We start from the raw sequence: 26,694 nt of genomic DNA, 5'->3' as shown, positions 1-26,694 counted from the left end.
CCGATAAAGATATCCGGATGCCGGTGAAAGTTCCGTGAAACGCCCGGTTTCGGCTTGCCGGGTCAGATGACCCGGCTGTCGAAGGCGCTGTGGCCCACCAGTTCCAGCACCAGCTGGTCGCCCTGGTTCAGCGGGCCGACGCCCACCGGGGTGCCGGTGAGGATGACATCGCCCGGCTGCAGGCTGAAATGCCCGGCCATGTGCTGGATCAGCGGCAGGATGGGGTTGAGCATGTCGCGGCTGTTGCCGTCCTGGCGCACTTCGCCGTTGATGGTCAGGCGAATGCCGATATCGTCGAGCTGCTCCGGGGCGTCGCCGGGCACGAAGGGCGCCAGCACGCAGGCACCGTCGAAGCTCTTGGCGATTTCCCAGGGCAGGCCCTTCTCCTTCAGCTTGGCCTGCACGTCGCGCAGGGTCAGGTCAAGGGCCGGGGCGAAGCCGGAGATGGCGTCACGCACTTCTTCCTCGTCGGGACGGCGCGACAGCGGCTTGCCGATCAGCACGGCGATTTCCGCCTCGTAGTGCACCGAACCACGGTCCAGCGGAATGCTGAAGCCGCCGACCAGCGGCACGGTGCAGGAACCGGGCTTGATGAACAGCAGCGGCTCGGTGGGGACCGGGTTGTTCAGTTCCTTGGCGTGCTCGGCGTAGTTGCGACCGACGCAGACCACCTTGCCCAGGGAAAAGTGGATCGGGGTGCCATCGACGTACTGGTGCTGGTAGCTCATTGACCGACTCCTGAACGGTTCCATGCGAAACAGGCGGTGGATCGCTCCACCGCCTGCCTGCTCAATTGAAGATCTTGCCGGGGTTCATGATGCCGTTGGGATCGAACACGGCCTTGATCGCTCTCATCACCGCGATCTCGGGCTCGGAGCGGCTGTAGCCGAGGTAGTCGCGCTTGGTCATGCCCACGCCGTGTTCGGCGGAGATCGAGCCGTTGTACTTCTGCACGGTCTCGAACACCCACTTGTTCACGGTGGCGCACTTGGCGAAGAACTCGTCCTTGGACAGGTTGTCGGGCTTGAGGATGTTCAGGTGCAGGTTGCCGTCGCCGATATGGCCGAACCAGACCACTTCGAAGTCCGGGTAGTTGGATTCGACGATGGCATCGATGTCGTGGAGGAAGGCCGGCACCTTGGAAACCGTGACCGAGATGTCGTTCTTGTACGGCGTCCAGTGGGAGATGGTCTCGGAGATGTACTCGCGCAGCTTCCAGAGGTTCTGCAGCTGCTGCTCGCTCTGGCTCATCACGCCGTCCAGCACCCAGCCCTGCTCCACGCAGTGCTCGAAGGTGGCCAGGGCGTCGTTGGCGATTTCTTCCGAGGCGGCCTCGAACTCCAGCAGGGCGTAGAAGGGGCAGTCGGTCTCGAACGGGGCCGGCACGTCGCCACGGGCCAGGACCTTGGCCATGGCCTTGTCGGAGAAGAACTCGAAAGCGGTCAGGTCCAGCTTGCTCTGGAAGGCATGCAGCACCGGCATGATGGAGTCCAGGTCGGGGGAGCCGAGGACCATGGCGGTGAGGTTCTTCGGCGCGCGATCCAGGCGCATGGTGGCCTCGACCACGAAGCCCAGGGTGCCTTCGGCGCCGATGAACAGCTGGCGCATGTCGTAGCCGGTGGCGTTCTTGATCAGGTCGCGGTTCAGTTCCAGCAGGTCGCCGGCGCCGGTCACCACCTTCATGCCGGCTACCCAGTTACGGGTCATGCCGTAGCGAATCACCTTGATACCGCCGGCATTGGTGCCGATATTGCCGCCAATCTGGCTGGAACCGGCGGAAGCGAAGTCCACCGGGTAGTACAGGCCCTTTTCCTCGGCGAAGTTCTGCAGCTGCTCGGTGATCACGCCCGGCTGGCAGACCACGGTGCGGTCGAACTCGTTGAACTCGAGAATCTGGTTCATGTAGTCGAAGGCCACCACCACCTCGCCATTGGCCGCCACGGCGGCGGCGGAGAGGCCGGTACGACCGCCGGACGGAACCAGCGCCACCTTGTGCTGGTTGGCCCAGCGGACGATGGCCTGCACCTGCTCGATGCTCTTGGGGAAGACGATGGCGCTGGGGGCCGGGGCGAAATGCTTGGTCCAGTCCTTGCCGTAGGCCTCCAGGGACGGGGCGTCGGTCAGGACCTTGCCGGGTTCAACCAGGGTCTTCAGCTCTTCGATCAGGGCAGCGTTGGTCATCAGCGGAACTCTCAAATCATTCATGGTCGCCCTGAGAACGTTTCAGGTCGCAACCGAGCAAGGAAAAAGGAGATCATGCTAGCATACGCACCCCGCGAATCGTGCTCTACAGCCGATTTTCCGGGTAGCAGCCCGCGCTCCCCCACGGCCCGCTTCTGACATATTTACCGGGATACATAGGTACGCAGATGAGCAAGACCTCTCTCGAAAAGAGCAAGATCAAGTTCCTTCTTCTCGAAGGCGTTCACCAGAATGCCGTGGACACCCTGAAGGCCGCCGGTTACACCAATATCGAGTACCTCAAGGGCGCCCTCTCGGGCGACGAGCTGAAGGAAAAGATCGCCGACGTGCACTTCATCGGCATCCGCTCGCGCACTCAGCTCACCGACGAGGTGTTCGATTGCGCCAAGAAGCTCATTGCCGTCGGTTGCTTCTGCATCGGCACCAACCAGGTCAACCTGAGCGCAGCCCGCGAACGCGGTATCGCGGTGTTCAACGCCCCCTACTCCAACACCCGTTCGGTAGCCGAACTGGTGCTGGCCGAGGCCATCCTGCTGCTGCGCGGCATCCCGGAGAAGAACGCCTCCTGCCACCGCGGTGGCTGGATCAAGTCGGCGGCCAATTCCTTCGAGATCCGTGGCAAGAAGCTGGGCATCGTCGGCTACGGCTCCATCGGCACCCAGTTGTCGGTACTGGCCGAGGCCCTGGGCATGCAGGTGTTCTTCTATGACACCGTGACCAAGCTGCCGCTGGGCAACGCCACCCAGGTGGGCAACCTGCACGAGCTGCTGGGCATGTCCGACATCGTCTCGCTGCACGTTCCCGAGCTGCCCTCCACCCAGTGGATGATCGGCGAGCAGGAAATCCGCGCGATCAAGAAGGGCGGCATCCTGATCAACGCCGCCCGCGGCACCGTGGTGAAGCTGGACGCCCTGGCCGAGGCCATCAAGGACGAGCACCTGATCGGCGCCGCCATCGACGTGTTCCCGGTCGAGCCAAAGTCCAACGACGAGGAGTTCGAGAGCCCGCTGCGTGGCCTGGATCGCGTGATCCTGACCCCGCACATTGGCGGCTCCACCGCCGAGGCCCAGGCCAACATCGGCCTGGAAGTGGCCGAGAAGCTGGTCAAGTACAGCGACAACGGTACCTCGGTGTCCTCGGTCAACTTCCCCGAAGTGGCCCTGCCGTCCCACCCGGGCAAGCACCGCCTGCTGCACATCCACGAGAACGTGCCGGGCGTGATGAGCGAGATCAACAAGGTGTTCGCCGACAACGGCATCAACATCTCCGGCCAGTACCTGCAGACCGACGAGAAGGTCGGCTACGTGGTGATCGACGTCGACGCCGAGTACTCGGACCTCGCCCTCGAGAAGCTGCAGCACGTGCACGGCACCATCCGCAGCCGCGTCCTCTTCTGATAAGGGGCTGCTGCGCGTCGGCGATACCGAGCCGACAATGAAAAAGGGAGGCCTCGGCCTCCCTTTTTTGTGTCCAGCGTCTTTACTGCACGGTTACCGTGATCGATTCCGAGATCACCGGCGGGTCCAGCGGTACGTGGTTCTTGTCGCCCACCAGCAATTGCAGGCTGTGCTTGCCGGGCGGCAGGGTGACCTGGGTTTCGGTCTGGCCCTTGCCGAAGTGGCGGATGCTGTCGGTCATGGGCAGCGGCATGTCCATCGCCGGCAGTTCGGTGACATCGATCAGCAGGTGATGGTGGCCGGTGGCGGGCGAGTCCACGCCGGCCGGCGCGACACCCATGCCCTTGAGCCCGAACTTGACGGTGAAGGTTTGGCCGACGGTGGCGCCGTTGGCCGGTTCGATGAAGTACACCTGCGCGCCTTCAGGCGCCGGGGTACGGGGAACGGCCGCCAGGGTGGCGGTAGCGGTGCCCAGCAACAGGGCGCCCAGGCTCAGGAAAGACAAAGTCCTCATTACACATCTCCATGTTTTTGTGAGCCCGACACCTGACCCCATGCAACCAGCCAGGTTCCCCGCTGTCCGAGCAAGGCGTTGTAACCGCGTTTGACCAAGAACCATAACGAATCGAGGAAGCCCCCATGCGCCTGCTGCACTGCCTGCCCGCCCTGTTCGCCCTGCTGAGCCCCCTGGCGCAGGCCGAACTGCTCGACGACATCTGGGAACGTGGCAGCCTGCGCATCGCCCTGGAGGACAACAACCCGCCCTACAGCTACCAGGAGAACGGCAAGCTGACCGGCTTCGACGTGGAACTGGCCCGCGCCGTGGCGGCGGAGCTGAACGTGGACGCCGACTTCGTGGTGGAGGACGACGCCAGGATGCGCGAAGGCCTGCAAAGCGGACGTTACGACATCGCCCTTGAGCAGCTTGCGGCGCCGCAGCAGGAACAGGGACAGGAGGTGCTGGAGTTCAGCGAGCCCTACGCCTTCCCCCTGGCCGAGACCTCAGGTGAAAACGGCGTGGCGCAGCCCATGGCCATTGCCTTCCAGAAGGGCAACCCGGCCTTCCGCGACAGCCTCAACCGCGCCCTGATCAAGCTCCGGGGCGACGGCAAGCTCGGCGTGATGTCGGCGCGCTGGCTGGGCAAGGACCTGAGCCAGCCGCCGGCGGCCGCCTTGCGCTGACCCTCAGGTTGCGTCCAGCTCCGCCAGGCGCGCCGCCGCCTCGGCCAACTGCTCTTCGCTGAACACCTCGACCCCGCCCCGGCGCAGGGCCGCGGCGGTCACACCCTCACCGGCGACTCGCACGCCACTGAAACTGCCGTCGTAGTTCTCGCGATTGCCGCAGGATGGGCTGCGCGCCTTGAGCAGGGCGATACGGATGCCGTGGGCGGCCACCAGCTCCAGGGCGATGCGCGCCCCGGCGACGAATTCGGCGGTCACGTCCTCGCCGCCATCGGTGAGCACCGGCAGCTCGCCATCCAGCACCGCGGCGCCTCGACCCCCGGCGATTTCCGCTGGTGCGCGCGGAGTCGGCAGGCCGCCGGCCACCTCCGGGCAGAGCGGCACGATGCGCCCCTCGGCCTGCCAGCGCTGCAACAGGTCGAAGGGGCCGTGGGCACCGCCGTCATAGCGCACCCGCTGCCCCAGCAGGCAGCGACTGACGAGGATCTTCTGCATGTTCATCTCCACAGACTGACGCAGCGGATCAGTACGCCGCGCCGCGTCGACGGAACCAACCGGCCAGGGATAGCCGCTCGCGGCTGGCCGGCAATACCTCGTGGGGCAGATCGGCGGAGAGGAATACCACCAGGCCACCACCCTCGGGCTGCACGTCGTGCTCGCCCTCGGCCAGATGCAGGCGCAGGGCGCCGCCCTGCTCCTCTCGCCAGTCGTCATTCAGGTAGGCCACCACCGAGACCGCGCGCCGATCATCGTCGCGAAAGCGGTCCACATGCTTGCGATAGAAGGCGCCGGGCGGATAGAGGGCGAAGTGGCACTCGAAGTCCTCCAGCCCCAGGTAGAGCTCGCGGTTGAGTCGCTGGCGCAGTTCGTCCATCAACGCCAGATAGGCATCGCTGGCGCTCGACTGGCCGGGCTCCAGCCAGTGGATGCTGTCGCCACGCACGCCCTCGCGCAACTGCACGGTCTCGCCCCGCCCCACCGCGGCCGGCGCCAGGCTGCCGGCGGCGGCGCGAGCACGGCACTCCTCGGCCAGCCCGGCGACGAGTCCGGGGGGAAGGGCGAGGGATTGGTGGGACCAGCCCCGGACAGCCAGGTCGTCGGCGATCAGGGAAAGCAGGGGGCGTTCGGAGGGTGCATTCATGATGGCGGAATTCTACCAGCGCGTAGGGACTTGCCTACACGCAACAGAGAACTTTCCGATGTCTCGACAATAAAGCCCGAGTCCGTCGAGAATAGCCGCTCGCTCAACCCCGCACTGCCTGCCCGCCGCCACCGCCTTCCCCCGCCGAACCGATGCCGTACGAGTGGGTCCGATACGAACTGCGGACTGCTTTATCAAGGAGATTCCATGCGCCTGCTCGTCGCCGCCACACTTCTGCTGCTCGGCCTGCCCGTCCTGGCCGACGACCACGCCAGCCTCTACCAGGCGGCCGGCTGGCCGGAACAGCGCGCGCATTTCAACGATGCCCTCACGGCGGCCCAGCAGCGCTACCAGAAGACCCTGCCCCCGGCGGTGTTCCAGGCGCTGGTGGACAACAGCAATCGCCGCTTCCAGCCCGAGGCCATCGACCAGCGGGCCCAGGCCGCCCTGCGTGGCCAGCTCAACGACCCGCGCCCGGCCCTGGCCTTCTTCCAGTCGGCCCTGGGGCGCAAGATCATCACCGCCGAAACCCTGGCCACCCGCCGCGACCAGTTGGCGAAGAATGTGAACGGCCTGCCCCGCGTCGAAGCCGACGCGACCCGCCGCCTGCTGGTGCGCCACCTGGCCCAGGCACTGCCGGCCCGCGAAGCCGGCGCCGAAGTCAGCCTGGCCCTGGCCGGGGTCGCCGCCGACAGCCTCAGCCAGATGCTTCCCGGCCTGCTCGGCGGCGGCCAGGCCCAGGGCATGATCGACGGCCAGCGCCAGCGGCTGATGGAACAGATCGGCAATGACCTGGACAACACCCTGCTCTATGTCTATCGCGACCTGTCCGATCCGGAGCTGGAAGAGTTCGTCACCTTCGCCCAATCCACCGAGGGCAAGGCCTATTACCAGGCCGCCCTGGCCGCCGTGCGCGCCGGCCTCGCCGTGGGCCAGGACGCCAGCAACCTGGCGCCGGCCCAGCAAGGCATCTGAGCCCCGGCGAACACGAGGCCTCTCGTAGGATGGGTTGAGGCACGAAACCCATCGCTCGATGGTTGATGGGCATCCCTTCGCTCAAGCGGAACACCGCCCGCCACCTCCACGCGGTCATAATCCTGTCGGTGACCCGGTAGCCCGGATGCAATCCGGGGAAACGCCCGCCGGCCCTAGCCCAGGCGTTCCCGCAGGAAGCTGAAATACAGCTCCCGATAGACCGGCGCCTCGTTCACCAGGTGGTGCCCGGCGCCATCGAGCAACAGCACCTCGGGCTGCTGGAACTTCTCCTCCAGCACCCGCAGGTTGTGCCGCCAGTCCACCGTCATGTCGCCACCGCCCTGGATCACCAGGGGGCGCCGGCTGCTGCGCGCGGCGGACTCGATGCGCGGCACCCAGCGCGACAGCGCGCCGACCCAGGCGGTGGGCAGGGTCTTGGGTTGCAGCGGGTCCTTGTGGTGCACGAACTCGATGAACTCGGCATCGCTGGAGTTGACGCTGAAGCGGCGCGGGATCTCTTCGACGAAATGCCGCAGCAAGCGGTAGCTGAGTTTCGACCAGCCCCAGGAGCGCGGCCGTACCAGCGGGGCGAAGAGCACGGTCTCGCCCAGCTCCGGCCGTGGCGAGCCGGTCAGCAAGTAGTCCAGCAGGATGGCGCCGCCGGTGCTCTGCCCGGCCAGGTGCCAGGGTTGCGGCAGATCGAGGCTGGCGGCTTCACCCAGCAGGGCCTCGAGGGCGGCCTGGTATTCGGTGAATTCGCCGATGCTGGCCCGCGCGCCGCTGGACAGGCCATGCCCCGGCAGGTCGCAGGCGATCACCGCAAAGCCCATGCCCAGCGCCCAGTCCACCAGATGGCCGTACAGGCCCATGTGGTCGTAGTAGCCATGCAGCATGACCAGGCTGGCGCGGGGTTCCGGCGGCAGCCAGAGCTGGGTGACCAGGGTGTAGCCGGCCGCGTCGACGCTACCCAGGCGGGTGCTGGTGCCGGGATGACGCGCGGCGAAGTCTAGGTGGTAGAAGGCCCGATAGTTCTGCGACTGGCGCAGGTCGGCGGCGCCTGTGGCCAAGGGTCGCAACAAGGGGCGCAGGAGATCGGGCTGGAACTGGTCTGGCATCGGGCTTTCCCTGGATGAAGCGAAACTATCCACAGGACCGCGTCGGGTCCTGGTCGGCTGCCGATATTCTGCTGCCCGGCGCAACGTGGCAAGCTACGCGCCCCCGCACAGGCCCTTCACCATGCGTGCAGCGAATCCCAAGACCCTGTTCACCAGCCTCCTCCTCCTCGCCGTCGTCGGCGCCATCGTCCTGGCGTTGCGCTGGTATGAAACACGCTACGTGCGCCCCTTCAACAGCCAGGCCACGGTGTTTTCCGGCGAGCAACTGCGCCTGCCCGCCGACCTGGCCGGCCCCGGCCCGATCCGCCTGGTGCACTTCTGGGACCCCGCCTGTCCCTGCAATGCCGGCAACCAGCAGCACCTGGCCGAGCTGATCCAGCGCTTCGCGCCCCAGGGCGTGACCTTCCATTCGCTGCAGAAGCCCGGCAGCAAGGGCCAGCTGCCACCGGGCCTGGAAGCCTTGCAGCCGCTGGCCGAGGTGCCCGGCGCGGAGCAGCTCCCGGCGGTGCCCGCAGTCGGCATCTGGGACCGCGAAGGACGCCTGGCCTACTTCGGCCCCTACAGCGAAGGCGCGGTGTGCAACTCGGCCAACAGCTTCATCGAGCCCATTCTCGAAGCCCTGCTCGCCAACCGCCCGGTCCAGGCCGTCAGCACCCTGGCGTCGGGCTGTTTCTGCGCCTGGCGAGCCCCCTCCTAGGCGCGCTCCTAGTCCCGCTCCAGGCGCGCCCGATAGGCCTCCGGCGGCATGCCGTACCAGCGGCGAAACGCCCGGTAGAAGGGCGACAGCTCGGAATAGCCGCAAGCCTTGGCAACCTCGCGCATGGCCTTGCCCTCCCGCAGCAGCTCCACCGCGCGCACCTGCTGCACCGATTCGCGCACCAGACGCAGGTTGCAGCCCTGCTCGGCCAGGGCACGCTGCAGGGCACCCGCACTGTAGCCGAGCTCGGCGGCGCAGGCCGCCACCGAACAGTCCGCCTGGCCCAGGCGCACCCCCAGCAGATAGCGCAGGCGATTGAGCAGGTCGTTGCCGGCCAGCGCCTCCAGCTCCGCCTCGGCGTGCTGCCACAGCAGTCGGTGCAATTGCGGATTGGCGGTGCGCGATGGGCGCTTGAGCAGCGCCGCCGGGAACAGCAGGGCGTCGTGCTCGCAGCCGAACGCCGGCAAGAGGCCGAACAGCCGCTGGTGCTCGGTGATCCGCGCCGGCCGGCGATGGCGGAACTGCAGGCCGAGCAGGCGGAAGTCGCCATCGGTGATGAACCCCAGGAGCTTCACGAACAGCAGTGCCAGGCACTCCATCTGCTGGCGCAGGGAGGCGTAGCCCAGGTAGTTGAGGTCGATCACCAACCTCGCCTGGTCACCCTCCTCATGCAATTGAGCGACGAAACCGCCGGAAAGGATGTGCTGGAAGCGCTGGAAGCTCGCCAGCGCCTCCCCCAGGTCGCGGCTCGCCAGCAAGAGGTACCCCACCACATCGAGCAGGCGCGGCTTCATCGCCTCCCCCAGGTGCAGGCCGATGTCCGGGTCGCCGGTCAGCGTATCGGCGGCGACCCAGAACTGCGGTGCATCGTCGTGGCGCAGGCGACCGTCCACCGGTGGCGCAAGGCGACGGTGCTGGTTGATGCCGAGGTAGATCTGCCCGGGGTCCAGGCCGAGCTCCGCCAGGGCTTCGTAGAGCAGCCGGCGCAAGGTGGCGGAATGGGTCAGAGGCGTATGGGTGATGGTTTCGGACACGGCTGGCTCCACAATTGACCGAAGAGTTTCAGCTTGAGCACATTCGGTCAATGCCGGGGACGACAGGTCTAGGGAGAATGCCGCGACCATAACAAGGAGAAATGTTCATGAATCGCACCCTGACTGCCATTGCCGTCATCGTCGCTGCGGTGGCCGCCGGTGCCGCCTGGTACAGCGAGAGCAAGAAACCGCTGCGCGACGGCGAGCTGGCCCTGGCCCATCTCCAGGCCCCGGTGAGCGTGAGCTACGACGAGCGCGGCGTACCGCACATCCAGGCCGCCAACGAAGCCGACATGTACCGCGCCCTGGGCTTCGTCCATGCCCAGGACCGCCTGTTCCAGATGGAAATGCTGCGCCGCCTGGCCCGTGGCGAGCTGGCTGAAATCCTCGGCGCCCGCCTGGTGGACACGGACCGCATGTTCCGCACCCTGGGCATCCGCGCCCATGCCGACGAATACGCCCGCAAGATGGACCCGAACAGCCCGGCGACCAAGGCCCTGCAGGCCTACCTCGACGGCATCAACCAGTTCCAGGACAGCCGCCCGGCACCGGTGGAGTTCGACCTGCTGGGTATCGAGAAGCGCCCCTTCACCGTCGCCGACACCCTCTCCGTGGCCGGCTACATGGCCTACAGCTTCGCCGCCGCGTTCCGCACCGAACCGGCGATCACCTACGTGCGTGACGAACTGGGCGTCGACTACCTGAAAGCCTTCGATCTCGACTGGCACCCCGACGGCGTGATCGGCCAGCCCCTGGCCAAGGGCGACTGGCAGGACCTCAACCGCCTCGCCCAGCTCAGCCAGCAGGCCCTGGTCGAAGCCGGCCTGCCGCAATTCGAGGGCAGCAACGCCTGGGCCGTGTCCGGCAGCCACACCGCCAGCGGCAAACCGCTGCTGGCCGGCGACCCGCATATCCGCTTCGCCGTGCCGGCGGTGTGGTACGAAGCGCAGCTGAGCTACCCGGGCTTCGAACTCTACGGCCACCACCAGGCGCTGAACCCGACCGCCTCCCTGGGACACAACCGTCAGTTCGCCTGGAGCCTGACCATGTTCCAGAACGACGACGTCGACCTGATCGCCGAGAAGACCAACCCGGACAACCCCGACCAGGTCTGGTACCAGGGCCAGTGGGTGGACCTGGAAAGCCGCGAAGAGACCATCCAGGTCAAGGACGCCGAGCCGGTGAAGCTGACCCTGCGCCGCTCGCCCCACGGCCCCATCATCAATGACGCCCTGGGTGCGGCGGCCGGCAAGACGCCGATCGCCATGTGGTGGGCCTTCCTGGAAACCGAGAACCCCATCCTCGACGCCTTCTACCAGCTCAACCGCGCCGACACCCTGGACAAGGCCCGCGCCGCCAGCGAGAAGATCCACTCCCCCGGCCTCAACGTGATCTGGGCCAACGCCAGCGGCGACATCGGCTGGTGGGCCGCGGCGAAGCTGCCGCACCGCCCGGCCGGCGTGAACCCCTACTTCATCCTCGACGGCAGCACCGGCGAAGCCGACAAACCCGGCTTCCTGCCCTTCAGCGCCAACCCCCACGAGGAAAACCCGGAACGTGGCTTCATCGTCTCGGCCAACTACCAACCGCTGTCGCCCACGGGCGAGGCGATTCCGGGCTACTACAACCTGCCGGACCGTGGCCAGCGGCTGAACCAGCGCCTGGCCGAGCCCGGGGTGAAGTGGGATGTGCAGAACAGCCAGGCGCTGCAGCTGGACACCACCACCGGCTACGGCCCACGCCTGCTCGCACCGATCCTCGACGACCTGCGCGCGGCGGCCAGCGACGCCGAACGCCCCCTGGTGGAGCAGCTGGCCAACTGGCAAGGCGACCACCCGCTGGACTCCACCGCCGCCACCCTGTTCAACCAGCTCACCTATGAACTGGCCAGCGCCGCGATGCGCGACGAACTGGGCGACGCCTTCTTCGACAGCCTGCTGCAGACCCGCATCCTCGACTCCGCCCTGCCGCGCCTGGCCGCCGACCCGGCCTCGCCCTGGTGGGACGATCGCAAGACGCCGCAACGGGAAGGCCGCGCGGAAACCGTCAAGGCCGCCTGGCAGGCGAGCCTGGCGCACCTGAAGAAAACCTTCGGCGAAGACACCACCCAGTGGCAATGGGGCAAGGGCCACAGCCTGACCCACGCCCACCCCCTGGGCCAGCAGAAGCCGTTGAACCTGCTGTTCAACGTCGGCCCCTTCGCCGCACCGGGCGGCCACGAAGTGCCGAACAACCTGTCCCACCGCGTCGGCCCGGCGCCCTGGGAAGTGTTCTACGGCCCCTCGACCCGACGCCTGGTGGATATGGCCGACGCCGAACACGCCCTGGGTATCAACCCGGTTGGCCAGAGCGGCGTGCCCTTCGACCGCCACTACCGCGACCAGGCCGAGGCCTACATCCGCGGCGAGTACGTGCCCATGCACTTCGCCGAAGACGAGGTGAAGGCCAATAGCCAGGGGACCTTGGAGTTGGTGCCGGCGAACTGAAACAGGGGCGCCCCTCACCCTTCAGGGAGAGGGGCGCCCCTGGTGCTTTCAGGATTCATCCGGTCTACAGGTAACCGTAGGTTGTGGCTGAGCGGTGCGAAGCCCAACATCACGTGTCGAAACGTTGGGCTTCGCTACGCTCTGCGCCAACCTACCGAGCCCATAGATTCCGTGCCATATTCCCCGGACTGCATCCGGGCTACACCGGCATCACGGTCCTCAGACCTTCCCCAACGCCTGCGCCAGGTCCGCGCGCAGGTCTTCCACCTCTTCCACTCCCACCGACAACCGCACCAGCGAGTCGCCTATGCCCAACTCGGCACGGATCTCCGCCGGGATGCTGGCGTGGGTCATGATGCCCGGGTGCTCGATCAGGCTTTCCACGCCCCCCAGGCTCTCGGCCAGGGTGAAGATGCGCACGGCTTCGAGGAAGCGTCGGGTGCCCGCGAGGTCGGCCCGCAAGTCGAGGGAGATCATCCCGCCGTAGCCATGCATCTGCCGCCGCGCCAGCGCGTGCTGCGGGTGGGATTGCAGGCCGGGGTAGTAGACCCGCGCCACCTGCGGCTGTTGCTCCAGCCAGTAGGCCAGTTCCAGGGCATTGCTGCAGTGGCGCTCCATGCGCAGGGCCAGGGTCTTCACCCCGCGCAGGGTGAGGAAGGCGTCGAAGGGCCCGGCGATGGCGCCCACGGCGTTCTGCAGGAAGCCCAGGCGCTCGCGCAGCGGTTCACAACGGCTTTCGCCGGAAACGATGGCGATGCCGCCGATCACGTCGGAGTGGCCGTTGAGGTACTTGGTGGTGGAGTGCACCACCAGGTCGAAGCCCAGCTCCAGCGGGCGCTGGGTCCAGGGGCTGGCGAAGGTGTTGTCCGCCACCAGGATGATGCCCCGCCCCTGGCAGAGTTCGGCGATGGCTTCCAGATCGGCCAGGCGCAACAGCGGATTGCTCGGGGTTTCCACCCAGAGCATGCGCGTGTCGTCGCTGATCGCTGCGCCGATGGAGGCAAGGTCGCTGAAATCGACGAAGCTGAAGCGGTGCCCGGCGCTGGCCCGGCGCACCCGCTCGAACAGGCGGAAGGTGCCGCCATAGAGGTCATTGCTGGCGACGATGTGGGAGCCGGCGTCGAGCAGCTCCAGCACCGTGCCGATGGCCGCCAGCCCGGAGGCGAAGGCGAAGGCCTGGGCGCCACCCTCCAGGTCCGCGACGCAGCGTTCCAGGGCGAAGCGTGTTGGGTTGTGCGAGCGTCCGTAGTCCAGCCCCTTGTGCACGCCGGGGCTCTCCTGGGCATAGGTGGAGTTGGCATAGATCGGCGGCATGATGGCGCCGGTGCTGGGGTCGGGGGCCTGGCCGGCGTGGATCACACGAGTGGCGAAGGCGCGTGGGGTCGGATCGTCCTGCTGGCTCATGCCAGAGTCCTCCGCAGGTGGTTGAGCAGGTCGGAGCGGGTGATCAGGCCGTGGAAGCCGTCGGCGTCGGCGATGATGGCCACCAGGCCGCGGTCGAGCTCGGCCTGCAGTTCGGCCAGCCCGGCGCCGGGCGTCAGGGTCTCCAGGCGGGTGGTCATGACGCTCGCCACCGGCTGGCGGAAATGCGTGGCGTCGGCGTGCACGCCGAGCAGGATGTCGGACTCGTCGACCACTCCCGCCAGTTGCCCATCCTTGAGCACCGGCAGTTGCGACACATCCGCCAGGCGCATGCGCTGGAAAGCGGTGAGCAAGGTGTCGTCCGGCCCCACGCTGATCACCCTGCCATCCTCGAAACGCCGCGCGACTATGTCGCGCAGGTCGCCATAGCGTTTGCGTGCCAGCAGGCCCTGGTCGGTCATCCACTGGTCGTTGTAGACCTTCGACAGGTAGCGGGTGCCGGTGTCGCAGACGAAGCTGACCACCCGCTTGGGCGTCTTCTGCTCACGGCAGTATCGCAGCGCGGCGGCCAGCAGGGTGCCGGTGGAGGAGCCGCCGAGGATGCCTTCGTTGCGCAGCAGCTCGCGGGCGTGGCCGAAGCTTTCCTCGTCGCTGATGGAGTAGGCGTGGCGCACGCTGGAGAGGTCGGCGATGCCGGGGATGAAGTCCTCGCCTATGCCTTCCACCGCCCAGGAACCGGGCGTGCCGAGGGTACCGCTGCGCGTGTACTCGGCAACTATGGAGCCCACCGGGTCGGCCAGGACCATCTCCAGGTCGGGCTGGACCCGGCGGAAGTAACGGGTGAGCCCGGTCAGGGTGCCGGCCGAGCCGACGCCGACCACTATGGCGTCCACGTCCTGGCCGGTCTGCTGCCAGATTTCCGGGCCGGTGGTGCACTCGTGGGCCAGGGGGTTGGCCGGGTTGTTGAACTGGTCGGCGAAGAAGGCACCGGGGATCTGCGCCGCCAGGCGGCCGGCCAGGTCCTGGTAGTACTCGGGATGGCCCTTGCCGACGTCGGAGCGGGTGATGTGCACCTCGGCGCCCAGGGCCTTGAGGTGCAGCACCTTCTCGGTGGACATCTTGTCCGGCACCACCAGCACCACCCGGTAGCCCTTGGCGCGCCCCACCAGCGCCAGGCCCAGGCCGGTGTTGCCGGCGGTGGCCTCGACTATGGTGCCGCCGGGCTTGAGCCGGCCGTCACGCTCGGCGCTGTTGATCATGGCGACGCCGATGCGGTCCTTGATGGAACCGCCGGGGTTCTGGGATTCGAGCTTGAGGAAGAGGGTACAGGGGCCGGTGTCGAAGCGACTGACCCGAACCAGCGGCGTGTTGCCGATCAGGTCGAGCACCGCGGGGCGGACATCTTTGACACTGTTCATGGCGTCACCTCCTTGCGCGACCAGGCAGGGGGCGAAGCAGACGCCCCACGCAGGAACATAGGCCGCAAGGCGTGGGGCTGCCATGGGTTCCGACGAAGGGAAAAGGGATTGGCTGCACCCTGGCTGCCGCCTGCCCGCTGCCCGAGCCCCTTTCTGCGCGGGGCTCTTCAGGGAAACCCGGACAATTTCCCCACACAGGCACAGGCGGGACCTACAGCGTTTTGAGATGCGTCTTATTCGGTCGGCTCTTCCACCCCCAATAGACTCACGAGCTCATGCACCGAGGTGCCATCAATCCTGACGAAATCCGGGATGGTGAAGGAGAGCCGTATGACCAAGGACAGGCGTCGCCAGTTGGGTGCTGTGCTCGTAGCGGGTGTCCTGGCTAGCCAGGCGCTGGCGGCCGACGAGGACTTCACTGGAGCGGCGGTGGGTTCTTACCAGGAGCCTGGCCATTTGGCCAATCGCGACTATTCAAGCACCCAGCAAGTCGACAGCGTCGATCCATTTACCGGCGCATTGAAAATGCTCGTCCGGGACTTGCTGATACCTGGCAATGGCGGCCTGGATATCGAAGTCCTGCGCAATTACCAGAGCGTCACCAATGACCATGGCCCCTACAGCAACGGCTATCGCGAACGTACCCCTTTCGGCACCGGCTGGGACCTGCATTTTGGCCGTCTCTGGGTTTCCAGGACCTATGCCTACCTGAACCAGGCCGACAACAACCGTGGTTGCCAGATCAGCAACCGGGTCGCCTCCAACCTGAACCCCATCCTCGAACTACCGGACGGCTCCCGGCAGGTCCTGGCCAATGGCGACGGCCAGGATCACGCCTTCATTACCAAGGAACGCTGGATCGGCCGCTGTCTACCCCGGGGAATGAACAAGGGCGACGGCGGACTTATCGTGATCTCCCCGGCAGGGTTGAGGTACTTCTTCGACAAGAAGGGGACAGTTTCCCCGGACCAGCAGCTCCTCACCTACTTCGTGACCCGCATCGAAGACCCGGACGGCAACTTTCTTCAATTCGACTACAACATCGGATCCAACAACCTCTACGGCCGCCACCACCTACTGAAATCGATTCAGGCGTCCGATGGTCGCTCGGTGCATTTCACCTATCAGGACGAGGCGGGGACGAGACCTGTCCTCCATACAATCGTCGCCAACGGCGTGACCATCCGCTACTCGTACATCGATGCAAACATGGGAGTAGGCGCCAGGCCGCACTATCTGGAAAGCGTGAACTATCCCGACGGCACGCGCTGGTCCTACGCATACAACAATGCAAACAGCCTGGCCGGCACCGTACCGGGTCGCTTCTCCATGGCCAGCATGACGAGCCCGATGGGGCTGCGCACCAGCTATGCCTATGAGTTCCGGCAAATGGGCCCCAACCCAGCCGAGCGGCTCAACGTCATCAGCCGGCGGACGCTGTCAGGCATCCAGGGCGCCACGCCGGCCGAGCAGGTCTGGGAGTACCAGTACGCCAAAGGGCGAGCACCCAACAACGACCAGACGCTGGTCAAGGGGCCCTTGCAATGCATCGGTTATGAACATGTCGGGACGGACACCCTGGCCAACGGCGCGTCGGGTGTGAACCGTGGCCTATGGAGAGTCGGCGCACTGGTGCGCAAGTACACCGCAGCCCGTGCCGGCAGCGAGTGCGGGCCGGCCCTGCGCAGCGAAACCTACACCTGGACCAGCCAGGACATCTCAAGCCAGCACGAGATGCGCCGCTACAACCTGCTGGTGGAGGACCGCACCCGCGCCGCCCTGCTGGCCAGCAAGGTGATCGTCCAGGACGGCACCAGCTACAGCACGCGATACACCTACGACGCCTACGGCCAGCCTTTGACGGTGGCCGAGCAGGGCCAGCTTGCTCGCACCACCACCTACACCTATGTGCGGCCCGGGGGGCAGTGGATACTGGGCAAAGTGGCCAGCCAATCCATTTCCGGCATACCCGGCGCGATCACCAGCAGCTACAGCAACTCGGGACGCCTGACGCAACAGGCTCACTTTGGCGTGACCACCACCTATGCCTACACCTCGAACGGCGATCTGGCGAGCGTGGTCGACGCCAACGGCCGCAGCACCCGCCACGTTGGCTATTCCCGCGGCATTCCCGGCACCACTACCCAGCCCGATGGCGGCGTGATCCGTCGTACGGTCAACCCCACGGGGACCCTGGCCTCGATCACCGATCCTCTGGGCCGTGTCACGCGCTATGGCTACGACAGCATGAACCGGGTCACCGCGGTGACAATGCCCAAGGGTGGCGCCAGCAACCTCGCCATCAGCTATGCCTTTGGCGCCAACGGCGCCACGGAAACCCTGAGGCGCGCCAACTACAGCCGGGTCCGCCAATACAACGGGCTCGGGCAGCTGATCAGCCAACGTGAATCCGGCGGCACCGCGCCAATCGTGCTCGCCGCCACCTACAGGGCGGATGGCCAACAGGCGTCACAGTCCCTGCCCGGCTACAACCAGGCCAGCGGCAGCGTCCTCAGTTTCGATTACGACGGCCTTGGACGTCGAACCCTGTTACGCCACGCGGACGGCAGTTCGATCAGCACCAGCTACGGATCGGCGAATACCCAGACCCTGCGCGACGAACGCGGCAACGTCACGACATCGACCTATGCATCCTTTGGCGAACCCTCCGAGAAGTTGCTGACACGGACAGCTCAGCCAGGCGGCATCACCACGGCCTTTGGCCGGGACAACCTGGGACGGCTCCTGTCCATCGAACAAGGCGGGTTGGTTCGCCGCTACACCTACGACGCTCGCGGGTTCCTCGCCAGCGAGCTCAATCCGGAAACCCAGACAACGGTGTATGGCTACGACGCGGTGGGCAATCGCACCAGCCGCAAGGTCGGTGCGGCCGCGGCCGACACCTTCGGCTACGACGCCATGAACCGCCTGGTGCGCATCGCCCACTCCGGTAGCCAGACCTTCACCTTCAACTACGACCTGGCCGGGAGATTGCTTTCGCAGACTTCCTACCAGGGCAACACCTGGAACTACGCCTACGATGCCCACGACCTGCTGCTAAGTGAAAGCCTCGTCCTGACCAGCCCGGCGCGTACATTGGGCTTCCGTTACAGCTACAACGCCCTGGATAGCCTGCAGTCGATCACCTACCCCAGTGGCCTGGTGGTGGACTACGCCCCCGACGCCTACGGGCGTGCCACGCGAGCCGGCGCGTTCGCCAGCGCCATCGGCTATCACCCCGACGGGCAATTGAGCACGCTGACCTACGGCAACGGCCGCAGGCTGGCCGTGGCGGTGGACAACCGGCGCCTGCGGGTAACGGAACGGCAAGTGGGCGGGCCCGACCTGCCGATGCACCTGCGCTATGCCTACGACGCGGCCAGCAACCTCACGCAAATCTCCGACCTGCAAAACAGCGCCTACAACCAGACGCTCGGCTACGACGCCACCGATCGCCTGACCTCCGCCAGAGGCATCTGGGGCGCTGCGAGCTTTGCCTACAACCCGCGCGGCGACCTGACCCGGCACGCGCTCGGTGGCAGGACCATCGACTACGGCTACGACAGCCAGGGACGCCTGGCCAGCCTGGGCGGCTCAATGAACGCCCGCCTCAGCTACGACGCCCGCGGCAACACCCTCAGCGCCACCGGCCAGTACGGCTACGACCAGGCCAGCCGGATGACCTGGCTCTGCCTGTCGCCCCGCGCCGATTGCGCCACCGCACCTGATGAGCGCTACAGCTATGACGTCGCCGGCCGCCGGGTGACTACCACGGACACAAAGAGCGGCCTGCGGATCAGCGTCTACGGCAGGAATGGCCAACTGCTTCGCGAAGAAGATGCCAGCGGCGGGGTGAAGGAGTACATCCACATAGCCGGTCAACTGGTGGCCCACCGTGAGCAATGCTCCGACCGGGATAGCGATCTCGATGGCATGCCCGACTGCTTCGAGCAGCGGCTCGGTCTGGACCCCGCCGATCCTCGGGACGGCCGGTCGGACAGCGACGGCGACGGCCTGAGCAATGCGGATGAATACCGACTGGGCACCAAGCTGCGCAATGCCGACAGCGACAACGACGGCATGCCCGATGGATGGGAGTTCCAGCACAAGCTCAACCCCCTCGATCCAGCCGACGCCCATCTCGATGCGAACGGTGATGGCATCTCCAACTTGAACAGCTATTTGCAGGGAGTTTCTCCGCTCAAATCGAACTGGCCAGCCATGGTGCCCGTCATGCATCGAACGATCATAGGTAATTAGACCAACAACGTACGAGCTCTTGAGCGGGTACGTGAGATCGAACGAGCGAATCAGCCCCGGGTAATTACGGGTGAAATTGTAGAGACAACCACTCCAACGACTCAGTCAGGGAGACTGTAATGCGAACCTTATCCTTCATAGCTCTGATGGCGTTATCCACCATTGCACAATCCGCCGCGCTCTACTGCCCGGGAAAGCTCGCTCAGGTGATCGTCTATGGAAACGGAAATCTCATGATACTGAGCACCTGGCGAAGCGACTGGACAGTATTGTGCAACTTGAAAGGCACTCCATCCGTCGACTCGGTGACCTGCTCCCACTGGTCATCGCTCGCCGCCATGGCCTTCAAGGAAGGCTCGCAGGTCGGCGCCTACTACGACGTGCCCGCCGGAACGACCTGCGCAAACCTTCCAACCTATGCGCGTGCGCCTGTACCGGTCTATTTCAGGCTGATTACGCCTAAATAACCAATAAAGGACAGAGGAGCTTGTCATGGGCAGGGTCATCGCCTTTTTGCTCGGGGTCCTGCTGCTGGGCCCCGTACACGCAGCGACGCAGGTCTACACCACCTACTACCACAACGACCACCTGGGCTCGCCGGCCGCCGCCACCGACGAGCGCAATGAACTCCTCTGGCGCGCCCACTACCGCCCCTATGGCGAACGCCAGGAAAGCCCCGGGGACATCCCCTTCGGCAGCCCGGGCTATACCGGGCACGTACAGGACAGCAGCAGCGGCCTGGTCTATATGCAGGCGCGCTACTACGACCCGCAACTGGGGCGCTTTCTCTCGATGGACCCGATGGGACCGCAGGAGACGGTGCCAGGTAGCTTCAACCGGTATGCCTATGCACTGAACAATCCATACGGCTATAAAGATCCCGATGGTCAGTGGGCTATGGCGTTACTTGTAGGGCTGGATATTGCCCTGACAAGCCACGGCATCTACACGGAGTACCAATCCGGAGGAACAGACGCCGCGTTAGTCGAGGCCGGAAAGGCCGCTGCCGCGCATGTGATAGGCCTGGGGGTTGGGAACGTCCTGAGGCGTGGATATATTCTCGCAAAAGGCACAAAAACAACTGATAGCGCTGTTGACCTGTTTAGAAATGGGAGAACACCTAAAGCCAGCGAACTAAGAGATTTCGCTCAGAATCAAGGTTGGAAACCGACCCAGACAGACGGCGGCCCGCTAAAATTCATTGATGAAAATGGTATTACCCGCCTAACAATCAAAAAAGGAAGCTCTCGAGCACCTGGCAGCTCAAAACCTCACGTCGAATTCAAGGATCCAACAGGGCAAAGAACTGATCCACTTGGTAATCCTGTAGCCAGAAAAAGCCCTGACAACCATACTCAAATTGAATTTGATTTGTAGGTTAAACCATGAACTATTACGAACTCTCATCACTTAATAATATCTACCTTGAAGATAGCTACGTACTTGAAATAGAAGAAAAAGAAAACACTCTAATCTTCAAACTAGAAGCTGTTCTTACAGAAAACAACCCATCATACACGCCCCCAAGAGCCGGGGAACAATATTGCTACAGCAAAGCCACACTTGGATTTTATGGAATACATTTAATCAAGTGGCTTGAAAGGAACAGAAAAGAGTTTCCAGACAAAACCGAAAAAAATGATTATGGAAATATCGACATCTTCAGAATTGAAGATGGAACTTATATTTTATCCGGGGACTGGGGGGTTGTAGAAATTGACTGCGACAGCATCGAATTTAAGCTTGAAAAATTCTCGTAAGCACATTCAGGCATGAGGAATGTCCTGAACCAGGAACGACCATACCAATAAAAACTATAAATTGGTGAAATCTTCCAACAACCCAAAGCTCTCAGAAGATCATCATTAGCTTATCCCACCACAAAATAGAGAACATGCATAAAACGAGGAAGGACCTTCTCAGAACCATATCGCGCAACGGGCTCAAATCTAAAGTTTTGTGGTGGAGGCCAGTTACTAAAGCCATGCGCCCGACCCGCATTAATTATTGGAAGTACTTTAGCGCAAAGAGGTGACAACAGCCACCAAGTTAAACCAATTTAATTACCTGAACTCATATTTAAAAAAAGGGGACAGATCTATTTTTCAGAGCATCGACTCGGTCGACCTGCTCCCACTGGTCATCGCTCGCCGCCATGGCCTTCAAGGAAGGTTCGCAGATCGGCGTCTACTACGACGTGCCCGCCGAAACGACCTGCGCAAACCTTCCAACCTATGCGCGTGCGCCTGTACCGGTCTATTTCAGGCTGATTACGCCTAAGTAACCAATAAAGGACAGAGGAGCTTGTCATGGGCAGGGTCATCGCCTTTTTGCTCGGGGTCCTGCTGCTGGGCCCCGTACACGCAGCGACGCAGGTCTACACCACCTACTACCACAACGACCACCTGGGCTCGCCGGCCGCCGCCACCGACGAGCGCAATGAACTCCTCTGGCGCGCCCACTACCGCCCCTATGGCGAACGCCAGGAAAGCCCCGGGGACATCCCCTTTGGCAGCCCGGGCTATACCGGGCACGTACAGGACAGCAGCAGCGGCCTGGTCTATATGCAGGCGCGCTACTACGACCCGCAACTGGGGCGCTTTCTCTCGATGGACCCGATGGGACCGCAGGAGACGGTGCCAGGTAGCTTCAATCGGTATGCCTATGGCCTGAACAACCCGTATCGCTATGTGGACCCGGATGGGCGCAATCCGTTGCTCGTCTTGTTTGGAGGGGTGACAGTAGGCGCAGGGATGATGACCCACGCCGATTTCGCCAATGCTCCAGCAGAAGGCGAAGCTACCCAGAACCTGGGTACTCTGGACCATCTCGGAGCACTACCAGGCTTGCAGGGCTCCAAGGGGCGCAGTTTTCTTCGTATATCCAAGGACTCTCCCACAGTCGGAAAAGCTAGTTCAAAAGCTGTTAATGAACCGAGCGTGACGCAGGTTGACCCGAGAAACCTGATCCCGACGCAAACAAAGAATGAGATGTCTGGCTCACAGATAAAACGCCTGGAAAAAAGCATGAAGAAGGACGGATTTGATCAGAGCAAACCGGTAGACGTCTGGAAAAGACCGGACGGACGCCTCGAAATACAAGATGGACACCATCGAACCGAGGCAGCAAAGAAAGCCGAGCTAAAAAGCATACCAGTCAGAGTTTGGGAGTAACCATAACGATGAAACCAGCCTATAAAGCAGCCTTCCTAATACCATGCAATTCCAAAAAGACACTAAGCGAAGACGGCTGGATCATTGAATCCCCAATGAGACTAAGTAAATCCATAGCCGACACCATTTGCAAAAAACTAAAACTAGCATTCAAAGAATCTTATGAAAACTGCACCATCTATGAAGGCCATGAAATAAAGGCAACTGTTATTCATGATGAAAAAGGTGAAATTGAGCAAATTTATCTGCAGCTTTTCAGAAAAGACACAGAGACACTTAAAGAAGCACTCTCGAATACAACACCCGATGAAGTAGAGATCTTTATACCCTAACGAAATTTCCATTTTCATACGAAGAAAAGGGATAGACATATAACTCTGAACGGGACCTGATGGCGCTATATCCCTGGAGAAGCTTCTGGACTGTGTTCCTCGACCTCAAGGACACACCGACCGTCTAAATGCTCAGCACTTAATGACTCCGACGATCAGAAACCCAAACGCAAGGTAGGATTATCATGTGCATTACAGATAGGGAACTTGAAGAGATAGGCGCAAGGTGCAACTCTGCAACTCCTGGTCCATGGGTGTCTTTCATTGAAGGCAGGGACTACAGTGGTGGATCAAACTTCATAATGACTGGATCAAAAGGAAACCGCGGAGAAGACATAGAGCTAACCGGAGCAACCAGTTCCGATCAGGATTTTATCGCTCACGCCAGACAGGACGTACCCAAGCTCATTGATGAAATTAAAAGACTCAAAACCATTCTTGGAGCTACAGAATAAATAAACCAAGACTTCCCAAACCCACAACAAAGCACAACCTACAATTTCACTTGCAACAACTAGTGACGCAAAAAGAAAACGTAAATTAGAGCAAGAAAATTAAACATGCGCTTTTCTCGCCCACTTCTTCTTAAACTCCACGGAGAAAGCTTATGAGACGAACAACAAACCCACTAGACCCTAGCCAGGTATCAACTCGGGACGATTTTATAGCGTTCATTCTCAACATGAGGGATGACTTCAAGAGAAACCCTGATAGCTGGGAAAACCAAGATCTTGCAAATTTCCTAGAGGCTGTAGCTGCTTGGTCTGCAGAAATGGATACTTTCTATGCCAACCAAGAAAAGGAAGCCCCTAAAGATGTAAATTGGACGCTTTTTGCCGAAATACTCTTTGCTGCAAAAATCTACGAATAGCAAAACGCCGCAAACCAACAAAGACGAATGAACTGACTTTTCAGCGGCTATACGTCTCGCCTAGGGACCCGTTGGGGTCACAGGAGACAGTGCCGGGGCCGACAACAGAAACCGGTGGAATGAACGTCCGCCATCCCACCGATATCGACCCGGCAAATGGAATCAGCGCGCGTTGAGCACCGACACCTGGGTGTTCAAGGTCCAGAAGTCGTAGAGCACGCCGATCAGGAAGAAGCCGCCGGTGAGCAGGTAAAGGATGCCGCTGATCCACTTGCCCTGGTACATGCGGTGCACGCCGAAGATGCCGAGGAAGGTCAGCAGGATCCAGGCGACGTTGTAGTCGTACTGGCCGGCGTTGAAGCGCAGGCTGGCCTCGCGGTCCATGGACGGGATCAGGAACAGGTCGATGATCCAGCCGATGAAGAACAGGCCGAGGGTGAAGAACCAGATGGTCCCGGTCACCGGCTTGCCGTAGTAGAAGCGGTGGGAACCGAGGAATCCGAAGATCCAGAGCAGGTAGCCGATGACCTTGCTGTGGGTTTCCTGGCGGGCGTTCATGCTGCCTCCTGCAGGCTGTGGGTAATGGGGGGCGATGTCGTTGGGCCTAGCTGCGCTCGGCGCCAACCTACAGGCGTATGGAGTAGGAACGAAGAAGCCCGCCTAGGCGGGCTTGCTCGTGGGGCGATAGCTTAGCGGAAGCGGCGCCCGGGGTCTTCCTCGGTGACCTGCAGGGAGAGGCCGTCGCTCATGTGCTGCAGATGATCGCCGTCGGTTTCCGAGCCGAGCTTGATCAGCAGTCGCAGGTCGTTCGCCGAGTCGGCGTAGAGCAGCGCGTCCTCATAGGTGATCTCACCCTGGGAATAGAGGTTGTACAGCGCCTGGTCGAAAGTCTGCATGCCCTGCTCGGTGGAGCGTTTCATCAGGGCCTTGAGTTCGTGCACTTCGCCCTTGCGGATCAGGTCGGCGGCCAGCGGGGTATTGAGCAGTACCTCGATCACCGCGCGGCGGCCCTTGCCGTCGGGGGTCGGGACCAGTTGCTGGGCGACGATCGCCTTGAGGTTGAGCGAGAGGTCCATCCACACCTGTTGCTGCCGGTCGGCGGGGAAGAAGTTGATGATCCGGTCCAGCGCCTGGTTGGCGTTGTTGGCGTGCAGGGTGGCCAGGCACAGGTGGCCGGTTTCGGCGAAGGCCACGGCGTGGTCCATGGTCTCGCGGGACCGCACCTCGCCGATCAGGATCACGTCCGGCGCCTGGCGCAGGGTGTTCTTCAGGGCCACCTCGAAGGACTCGGTATCGATGCCCACTTCACGCTGGGTGACGATGCAGCTCTGGTGCTGGTGGATGAATTCGATCGGGTCTTCGATGGAGATGATGTGGCCGCTGCTGTTCCGGTTGCGGTGGCCGATCATCGCCGCCAGGGACGTGGACTTGCCGGTACCGGTGGCGCCGACGAAGAGCACCAGGCCGCGCTTGGTCAGCGACAGCTTCTTGAGGATTTCCGGCAGTTTGAGTTCTTCGATCGTCGGGATGGTGGTCTCGATCCGGCGCAGCACCATGCCCACCAGGTTGCGCTGGTAGAAGGCACTGACCCGGAAGCGGCCGATGCCTCGCGCGCTGATGGCGAAGTTGCACTCGTGGTTCTCGGCGAAATCGCGGCGCTGCTGCTCGTTCATCACGCCCAGCACGGTTTCCCGGGTCATTTCCGGCGACATGGGGTTCTTGGTCACCGGCATGATCTTGCCGTTGACCTTCATCGACGGCGGCACGCCGGCCGTGATGAAGAGGTCGGAACCGCCTTTTTCCACCATCAGGCGCAACAGTTTCTCGAATTCCATGATGTTCTCGCACGGCGCCGTTCAGGCGGATCAGAAGTTTTCCGGGCTCTTGGCCTTTTCCCGCGCGCTCTCGCGGCTGACCAGTCCCTTGCTCACCAGGCCCTTGAGGCACATGTCGAGGGTCTGCATGCCGAGCGAGCCGCCCGTCTGGATGGCCGAGTACATCTGCGCCACCTTGTCCTCGCGGATCAGGTTACGGATGGCCGGGGTGCCGATCATGATCTCGTGGGCCGCCACGCGGCCGCCGCCGATCTTCTTCAGCAGGGTCTGGGAGATCACCGCCTGCAGGGATTCGGAGAGCATGGAACGGACCATGGACTTTTCCTCGGCGGGGAACACGTCCACCACCCGGTCGATGGTCTTGGCCGCGGAGGTGGTGTGCAGGGTGCCGAATACCAGGTGGCCGGTTTCCGCGGCGGTCAGCGCCAGGCGGATGGTCTCCAGGTCGCGCATCTCGCCCACCAGGATGATGTCCGGGTCTTCACGCAGGGCCGAGCGCAGGGCTTCGTTGAAGCCCAGGGTGTCGCGGTGCACTTCCCGCTGGTTGATCAGGCACTTCTTCGACTCGTGGACGAATTCGATGGGGTCTTCCACGGTGAGGATGTGGTGGTACTTGGTGCTGTTCAGGTAGTCGAGCATGGCCGCCAGGGTGGTGGACTTGCCCGAACCGGTGGGGCCGGTGACCAGCACCAGGCCACGGGGAACGTCGGAAACCTTCTTGAAGATCTCGCCCATCCCCAGGTCTTCCATGCTCAGCACCTTGGAGGGAATGGTCCGGAACACGGCGCCCGCGCCGCGGTTCTGGTTGAAGGCGTTGACCCGGAAACGCGCGACACCGGGGACTTCGAAGGAGAAGTCGGTCTCGAGGAACTCTTCGTAATCCTTGCGCTGCTTGTCGTTCATGATGTCGTAGATCAGCGCGTGGACCTGCTTGTGGTCCAGGGCTGGCAGGTTGATCCGGCGCACGTCGCCGTCAACACGAATCATGGGTGGCAGGCCGGCCGAGAGATGCAGGTCCGAAGCGCCCTGCTTGGCGCTGAAGGCAAGCAGCTCAGTAATGTCCATGGGGCTCCCCAATTCCAAGCAAACGGTTTGCAGACCGCTGAATAGTCGCTGCGCGGGGCCAGCGGCGCTGGAAGCCGACCTGGCTGGCCGTGGCTCGCTACATTTTTCAGCGGCCTGTTAGAATGCCGCAGACCCCACTCAGGCCGGGC

Annotated in this window: 25 protein-coding genes; 13 read left to right on the top strand and 12 right to left on the bottom strand. The window is 63.3% G+C overall.

The genetic code is table 11. From position 1 onward, the window contains the following. Positions 1–62: 62 nt before the first annotated feature. The gene (locus PCA10_RS01545; RefSeq protein WP_016490258.1) at positions 63–728 is read right to left on the bottom strand and encodes a fumarylacetoacetate hydrolase family protein; all 666 of its coding nucleotides are present in this window, start codon (positions 726–728) and stop codon (positions 63–65) included. A 61-nt stretch (positions 729–789) separates the two neighbouring features. Further along, positions 790–2,181 carry an FAD-binding oxidoreductase gene (locus tag PCA10_RS01540; RefSeq protein ID WP_016490257.1) on the bottom strand — a complete coding sequence of 464 codons (1,392 nt, stop codon included), beginning with the start codon at positions 2,179–2,181 and terminating at the stop codon, positions 790–792. Between the two features lie 188 nt (positions 2,182–2,369). On the opposite strand from PCA10_RS01540, the gene serA reads away from it, so the two are divergent. Further along, positions 2,370–3,599 carry a phosphoglycerate dehydrogenase gene (gene serA, locus PCA10_RS01535; RefSeq protein ID WP_016490256.1) on the top strand — a complete coding sequence of 410 codons (1,230 nt, stop codon included), beginning with the start codon at positions 2,370–2,372 and terminating at the stop codon, positions 3,597–3,599. 82 nt (positions 3,600–3,681) lie between these two features. On the opposite strand, the gene PCA10_RS01530 is transcribed toward serA, so the two are convergent. Beyond that, positions 3,682–4,113: a DUF4399 domain-containing protein gene (locus PCA10_RS01530; RefSeq protein ID WP_016490255.1), complete on the bottom strand. Its 432-nt coding sequence runs from the start codon at positions 4,111–4,113 to the stop codon at positions 3,682–3,684. A gap of 125 nt (positions 4,114–4,238) precedes the next feature. On the opposite strand from PCA10_RS01530, the gene PCA10_RS01525 reads away from it, so the two are divergent. Continuing rightward, positions 4,239–4,781 carry a transporter substrate-binding domain-containing protein gene (locus tag PCA10_RS01525; RefSeq protein WP_016490254.1) on the top strand — a complete coding sequence of 181 codons (543 nt, stop codon included), beginning with the start codon at positions 4,239–4,241 and terminating at the stop codon, positions 4,779–4,781. Positions 4,782–4,784: 3 nt separating this feature from the next. Here PCA10_RS01525 and PCA10_RS01520 read toward each other — a convergent pair whose 3' ends face one another. Beyond that, complete coding sequence (locus PCA10_RS01520) at positions 4,785–5,276, bottom strand: 2-thiouracil desulfurase family protein (protein WP_016490253.1); 492 nt, start codon at positions 5,274–5,276, stop codon at positions 4,785–4,787. A 28-nt stretch (positions 5,277–5,304) separates the two neighbouring features. Continuing rightward, complete coding sequence (locus PCA10_RS01515; RefSeq protein ID WP_016490252.1) at positions 5,305–5,922, bottom strand: 2OG-Fe(II) oxygenase; 618 nt, start codon at positions 5,920–5,922, stop codon at positions 5,305–5,307. A gap of 207 nt (positions 5,923–6,129) precedes the next feature. Here PCA10_RS01515 and PCA10_RS01510 point away from each other — a divergent pair, with 207 nt between their 5' ends. Further along, on the top strand, positions 6,130–6,897 hold the full coding sequence (locus PCA10_RS01510; protein ID WP_016490251.1) for a hypothetical protein: 768 nt from the start codon (positions 6,130–6,132) through the stop codon (positions 6,895–6,897). Positions 6,898–7,070: 173 nt separating this feature from the next. On the opposite strand, the gene bipL is transcribed toward PCA10_RS01510, so the two are convergent. Next, positions 7,071–8,012, bottom strand: coding sequence for a phospholipase BipL (gene bipL / locus PCA10_RS01505; protein ID WP_016490250.1), 942 nt, complete (start codon positions 8,010–8,012; stop codon positions 7,071–7,073). A gap of 121 nt (positions 8,013–8,133) precedes the next feature. Here bipL and PCA10_RS01500 point away from each other — a divergent pair, with 121 nt between their 5' ends. Then, entirely contained in the window at positions 8,134–8,709 is a 576-nt protein-coding gene (locus PCA10_RS01500) for a DUF6436 domain-containing protein (RefSeq protein ID WP_016490249.1), read from the top strand. 8 nt (positions 8,710–8,717) lie between these two features. On the opposite strand, the gene PCA10_RS01495 is transcribed toward PCA10_RS01500, so the two are convergent. Then, positions 8,718–9,743, bottom strand: a complete 1,026-nt coding sequence (locus tag PCA10_RS01495; protein ID WP_016490248.1) for an AraC family transcriptional regulator — start codon at positions 9,741–9,743, stop codon at positions 8,718–8,720. 107 nt (positions 9,744–9,850) lie between these two features. Here PCA10_RS01495 and PCA10_RS01490 point away from each other — a divergent pair, with 107 nt between their 5' ends. Beyond that, the gene (locus PCA10_RS01490) at positions 9,851–12,229 is read left to right on the top strand and encodes a penicillin acylase family protein (RefSeq protein ID WP_016490247.1); all 2,379 of its coding nucleotides are present in this window, start codon (positions 9,851–9,853) and stop codon (positions 12,227–12,229) included. Positions 12,230–12,448: 219 nt separating this feature from the next. Here the strand turns inward: PCA10_RS01490 and PCA10_RS01485 are convergent, their stop codons facing one another. Together PCA10_RS01485 and PCA10_RS01480 are read right to left on the bottom strand one after the other, a co-directional pair. Then, positions 12,449–13,633, bottom strand: a complete 1,185-nt coding sequence (locus PCA10_RS01485) for a trans-sulfuration enzyme family protein (RefSeq protein ID WP_016490246.1) — start codon at positions 13,631–13,633, stop codon at positions 12,449–12,451. Further along, positions 13,630–15,009: a pyridoxal-phosphate dependent enzyme gene (locus PCA10_RS01480; RefSeq protein ID WP_016490245.1), complete on the bottom strand. Its 1,380-nt coding sequence runs from the start codon at positions 15,007–15,009 to the stop codon at positions 13,630–13,632. The genes PCA10_RS01485 and PCA10_RS01480 overlap by 4 nt, the downstream gene beginning before the upstream one ends. 330 nt (positions 15,010–15,339) lie before the next feature. On the opposite strand from PCA10_RS01480, the gene PCA10_RS01475 reads away from it, so the two are divergent. The 8 genes from PCA10_RS01475 to PCA10_RS29425 all read left to right on the top strand — a co-directional run bounded on the left by PCA10_RS01475 (position 15,340) and on the right by PCA10_RS29425 (position 23,645). After that, positions 15,340–19,269, top strand: coding sequence for an RHS repeat protein (locus PCA10_RS01475; RefSeq protein WP_016490244.1), 3,930 nt, complete (start codon positions 15,340–15,342; stop codon positions 19,267–19,269). 119 nt (positions 19,270–19,388) lie between these two features. Continuing rightward, the gene (locus PCA10_RS01470; RefSeq protein WP_016490243.1) at positions 19,389–19,736 is read left to right on the top strand and encodes a hypothetical protein; all 348 of its coding nucleotides are present in this window, start codon (positions 19,389–19,391) and stop codon (positions 19,734–19,736) included. 25 nt (positions 19,737–19,761) lie between these two features. Next, positions 19,762–20,646, top strand: coding sequence for an RHS repeat-associated core domain-containing protein (locus PCA10_RS29170; protein ID WP_016490242.1), 885 nt, complete (start codon positions 19,762–19,764; stop codon positions 20,644–20,646). Positions 20,647–20,654: 8 nt separating this feature from the next. Further along, a complete protein-coding gene (locus PCA10_RS29435; protein ID WP_016490241.1) occupies positions 20,655–21,029 on the top strand; it encodes a hypothetical protein in 375 nt (124 codons plus the stop codon). A gap of 549 nt (positions 21,030–21,578) precedes the next feature. After that, positions 21,579–22,442: an RHS repeat-associated core domain-containing protein gene (locus PCA10_RS29165; protein WP_016490240.1), complete on the top strand. Its 864-nt coding sequence runs from the start codon at positions 21,579–21,581 to the stop codon at positions 22,440–22,442. Between the two features lie 8 nt (positions 22,443–22,450). Beyond that, positions 22,451–22,774, top strand: a complete 324-nt coding sequence (locus tag PCA10_RS30100; RefSeq protein ID WP_016490239.1) for a hypothetical protein — start codon at positions 22,451–22,453, stop codon at positions 22,772–22,774. Positions 22,775–22,959: 185 nt separating this feature from the next. Continuing rightward, complete coding sequence (locus tag PCA10_RS29430; RefSeq protein WP_016490238.1) at positions 22,960–23,229, top strand: hypothetical protein; 270 nt, start codon at positions 22,960–22,962, stop codon at positions 23,227–23,229. Positions 23,230–23,381: 152 nt separating this feature from the next. Further along, the gene (locus PCA10_RS29425) at positions 23,382–23,645 is read left to right on the top strand and encodes a DUF7660 family protein (protein WP_016490237.1); all 264 of its coding nucleotides are present in this window, start codon (positions 23,382–23,384) and stop codon (positions 23,643–23,645) included. A gap of 162 nt (positions 23,646–23,807) precedes the next feature. Here the strand turns inward: PCA10_RS29425 and PCA10_RS01450 are convergent, their stop codons facing one another. The 3 genes from PCA10_RS01450 to pilT all read right to left on the bottom strand — a co-directional run bounded on the left by PCA10_RS01450 (position 23,808) and on the right by pilT (position 26,545). Further along, a complete protein-coding gene (locus PCA10_RS01450) occupies positions 23,808–24,203 on the bottom strand; it encodes an NINE protein (protein ID WP_016490236.1) in 396 nt (131 codons plus the stop codon). A gap of 131 nt (positions 24,204–24,334) precedes the next feature. Further along, a complete protein-coding gene (locus PCA10_RS01445) occupies positions 24,335–25,480 on the bottom strand; it encodes a PilT/PilU family type 4a pilus ATPase (RefSeq protein WP_016490235.1) in 1,146 nt (381 codons plus the stop codon). A 30-nt stretch (positions 25,481–25,510) separates the two neighbouring features. Continuing rightward, entirely contained in the window at positions 25,511–26,545 is a 1,035-nt protein-coding gene (gene pilT, locus PCA10_RS01440) for a type IV pilus twitching motility protein PilT (RefSeq protein ID WP_016490234.1), read from the bottom strand. Between the last annotated feature and the right edge of the window lie 149 nt (positions 26,546–26,694).

The sequence above is a fragment of the Pseudomonas resinovorans NBRC 106553 genome, assembly GCF_000412695.1.
Taxonomy (GTDB): Bacteria; Pseudomonadota; Gammaproteobacteria; order Pseudomonadales; family Pseudomonadaceae; genus Metapseudomonas; species Metapseudomonas resinovorans_A.
This window is presented reverse-complemented; position numbering and strand designations above follow the sequence as displayed.

Excerpts from the sequence above, each read along its gene's own strand:
- PCA10_RS29425 (WP_016490237.1), top strand. The coding sequence starts at position 23,382 with ATGAGACGAACAACAAACCCACTAGACCCTAGCCAGGTATCAACTCGG.
- PCA10_RS30100 (WP_016490239.1), top strand. The coding sequence starts at position 22,451 with ATGAAACCAGCCTATAAAGCAGCCTTCCTAATACCATGCAATTCCAAA.
- PCA10_RS01520 (WP_016490253.1), bottom strand. The coding sequence starts at position 5,276 with ATGCAGAAGATCCTCGTCAGTCGCTGCCTGCTGGGGCAGCGGGTGCGC.
- PCA10_RS01475 (WP_016490244.1), top strand. The coding sequence starts at position 15,340 with ATGACCAAGGACAGGCGTCGCCAGTTGGGTGCTGTGCTCGTAGCGGGT.
- PCA10_RS01510 (WP_016490251.1), top strand. The coding sequence starts at position 6,130 with ATGCGCCTGCTCGTCGCCGCCACACTTCTGCTGCTCGGCCTGCCCGTC.
- PCA10_RS01485 (WP_016490246.1), bottom strand. The coding sequence starts at position 13,633 with ATGAGCCAGCAGGACGATCCGACCCCACGCGCCTTCGCCACTCGTGTG.
- PCA10_RS01490 (WP_016490247.1), top strand. The coding sequence starts at position 9,851 with ATGAATCGCACCCTGACTGCCATTGCCGTCATCGTCGCTGCGGTGGCC.
- PCA10_RS29430 (WP_016490238.1), top strand. The coding sequence starts at position 22,960 with ATGTGCATTACAGATAGGGAACTTGAAGAGATAGGCGCAAGGTGCAAC.
- PCA10_RS01500 (WP_016490249.1), top strand. The coding sequence starts at position 8,134 with ATGCGTGCAGCGAATCCCAAGACCCTGTTCACCAGCCTCCTCCTCCTC.
- PCA10_RS29435 (WP_016490241.1), top strand. The coding sequence starts at position 20,655 with ATGAACTATTACGAACTCTCATCACTTAATAATATCTACCTTGAAGAT.
- serA (WP_016490256.1), top strand. The coding sequence starts at position 2,370 with ATGAGCAAGACCTCTCTCGAAAAGAGCAAGATCAAGTTCCTTCTTCTC.
- PCA10_RS01445 (WP_016490235.1), bottom strand. The coding sequence starts at position 25,480 with ATGGAATTCGAGAAACTGTTGCGCCTGATGGTGGAAAAAGGCGGTTCC.
- bipL (WP_016490250.1), bottom strand. The coding sequence starts at position 8,012 with ATGCCAGACCAGTTCCAGCCCGATCTCCTGCGCCCCTTGTTGCGACCC.
- PCA10_RS29170 (WP_016490242.1), top strand. The coding sequence starts at position 19,762 with ATGGGCAGGGTCATCGCCTTTTTGCTCGGGGTCCTGCTGCTGGGCCCC.
- PCA10_RS01540 (WP_016490257.1), bottom strand. The coding sequence starts at position 2,181 with ATGACCAACGCTGCCCTGATCGAAGAGCTGAAGACCCTGGTTGAACCC.
- PCA10_RS01515 (WP_016490252.1), bottom strand. The coding sequence starts at position 5,922 with ATGAATGCACCCTCCGAACGCCCCCTGCTTTCCCTGATCGCCGACGAC.
- PCA10_RS01480 (WP_016490245.1), bottom strand. The coding sequence starts at position 15,009 with ATGAACAGTGTCAAAGATGTCCGCCCCGCGGTGCTCGACCTGATCGGC.
- PCA10_RS01525 (WP_016490254.1), top strand. The coding sequence starts at position 4,239 with ATGCGCCTGCTGCACTGCCTGCCCGCCCTGTTCGCCCTGCTGAGCCCC.
- PCA10_RS01470 (WP_016490243.1), top strand. The coding sequence starts at position 19,389 with ATGCGAACCTTATCCTTCATAGCTCTGATGGCGTTATCCACCATTGCA.
- PCA10_RS01450 (WP_016490236.1), bottom strand. The coding sequence starts at position 24,203 with ATGAACGCCCGCCAGGAAACCCACAGCAAGGTCATCGGCTACCTGCTC.
- PCA10_RS01545 (WP_016490258.1), bottom strand. The coding sequence starts at position 728 with ATGAGCTACCAGCACCAGTACGTCGATGGCACCCCGATCCACTTTTCC.
- PCA10_RS01530 (WP_016490255.1), bottom strand. The coding sequence starts at position 4,113 with ATGAGGACTTTGTCTTTCCTGAGCCTGGGCGCCCTGTTGCTGGGCACC.
- pilT (WP_016490234.1), bottom strand. The coding sequence starts at position 26,545 with ATGGACATTACTGAGCTGCTTGCCTTCAGCGCCAAGCAGGGCGCTTCG.
- PCA10_RS29165 (WP_016490240.1), top strand. The coding sequence starts at position 21,579 with ATGGGCAGGGTCATCGCCTTTTTGCTCGGGGTCCTGCTGCTGGGCCCC.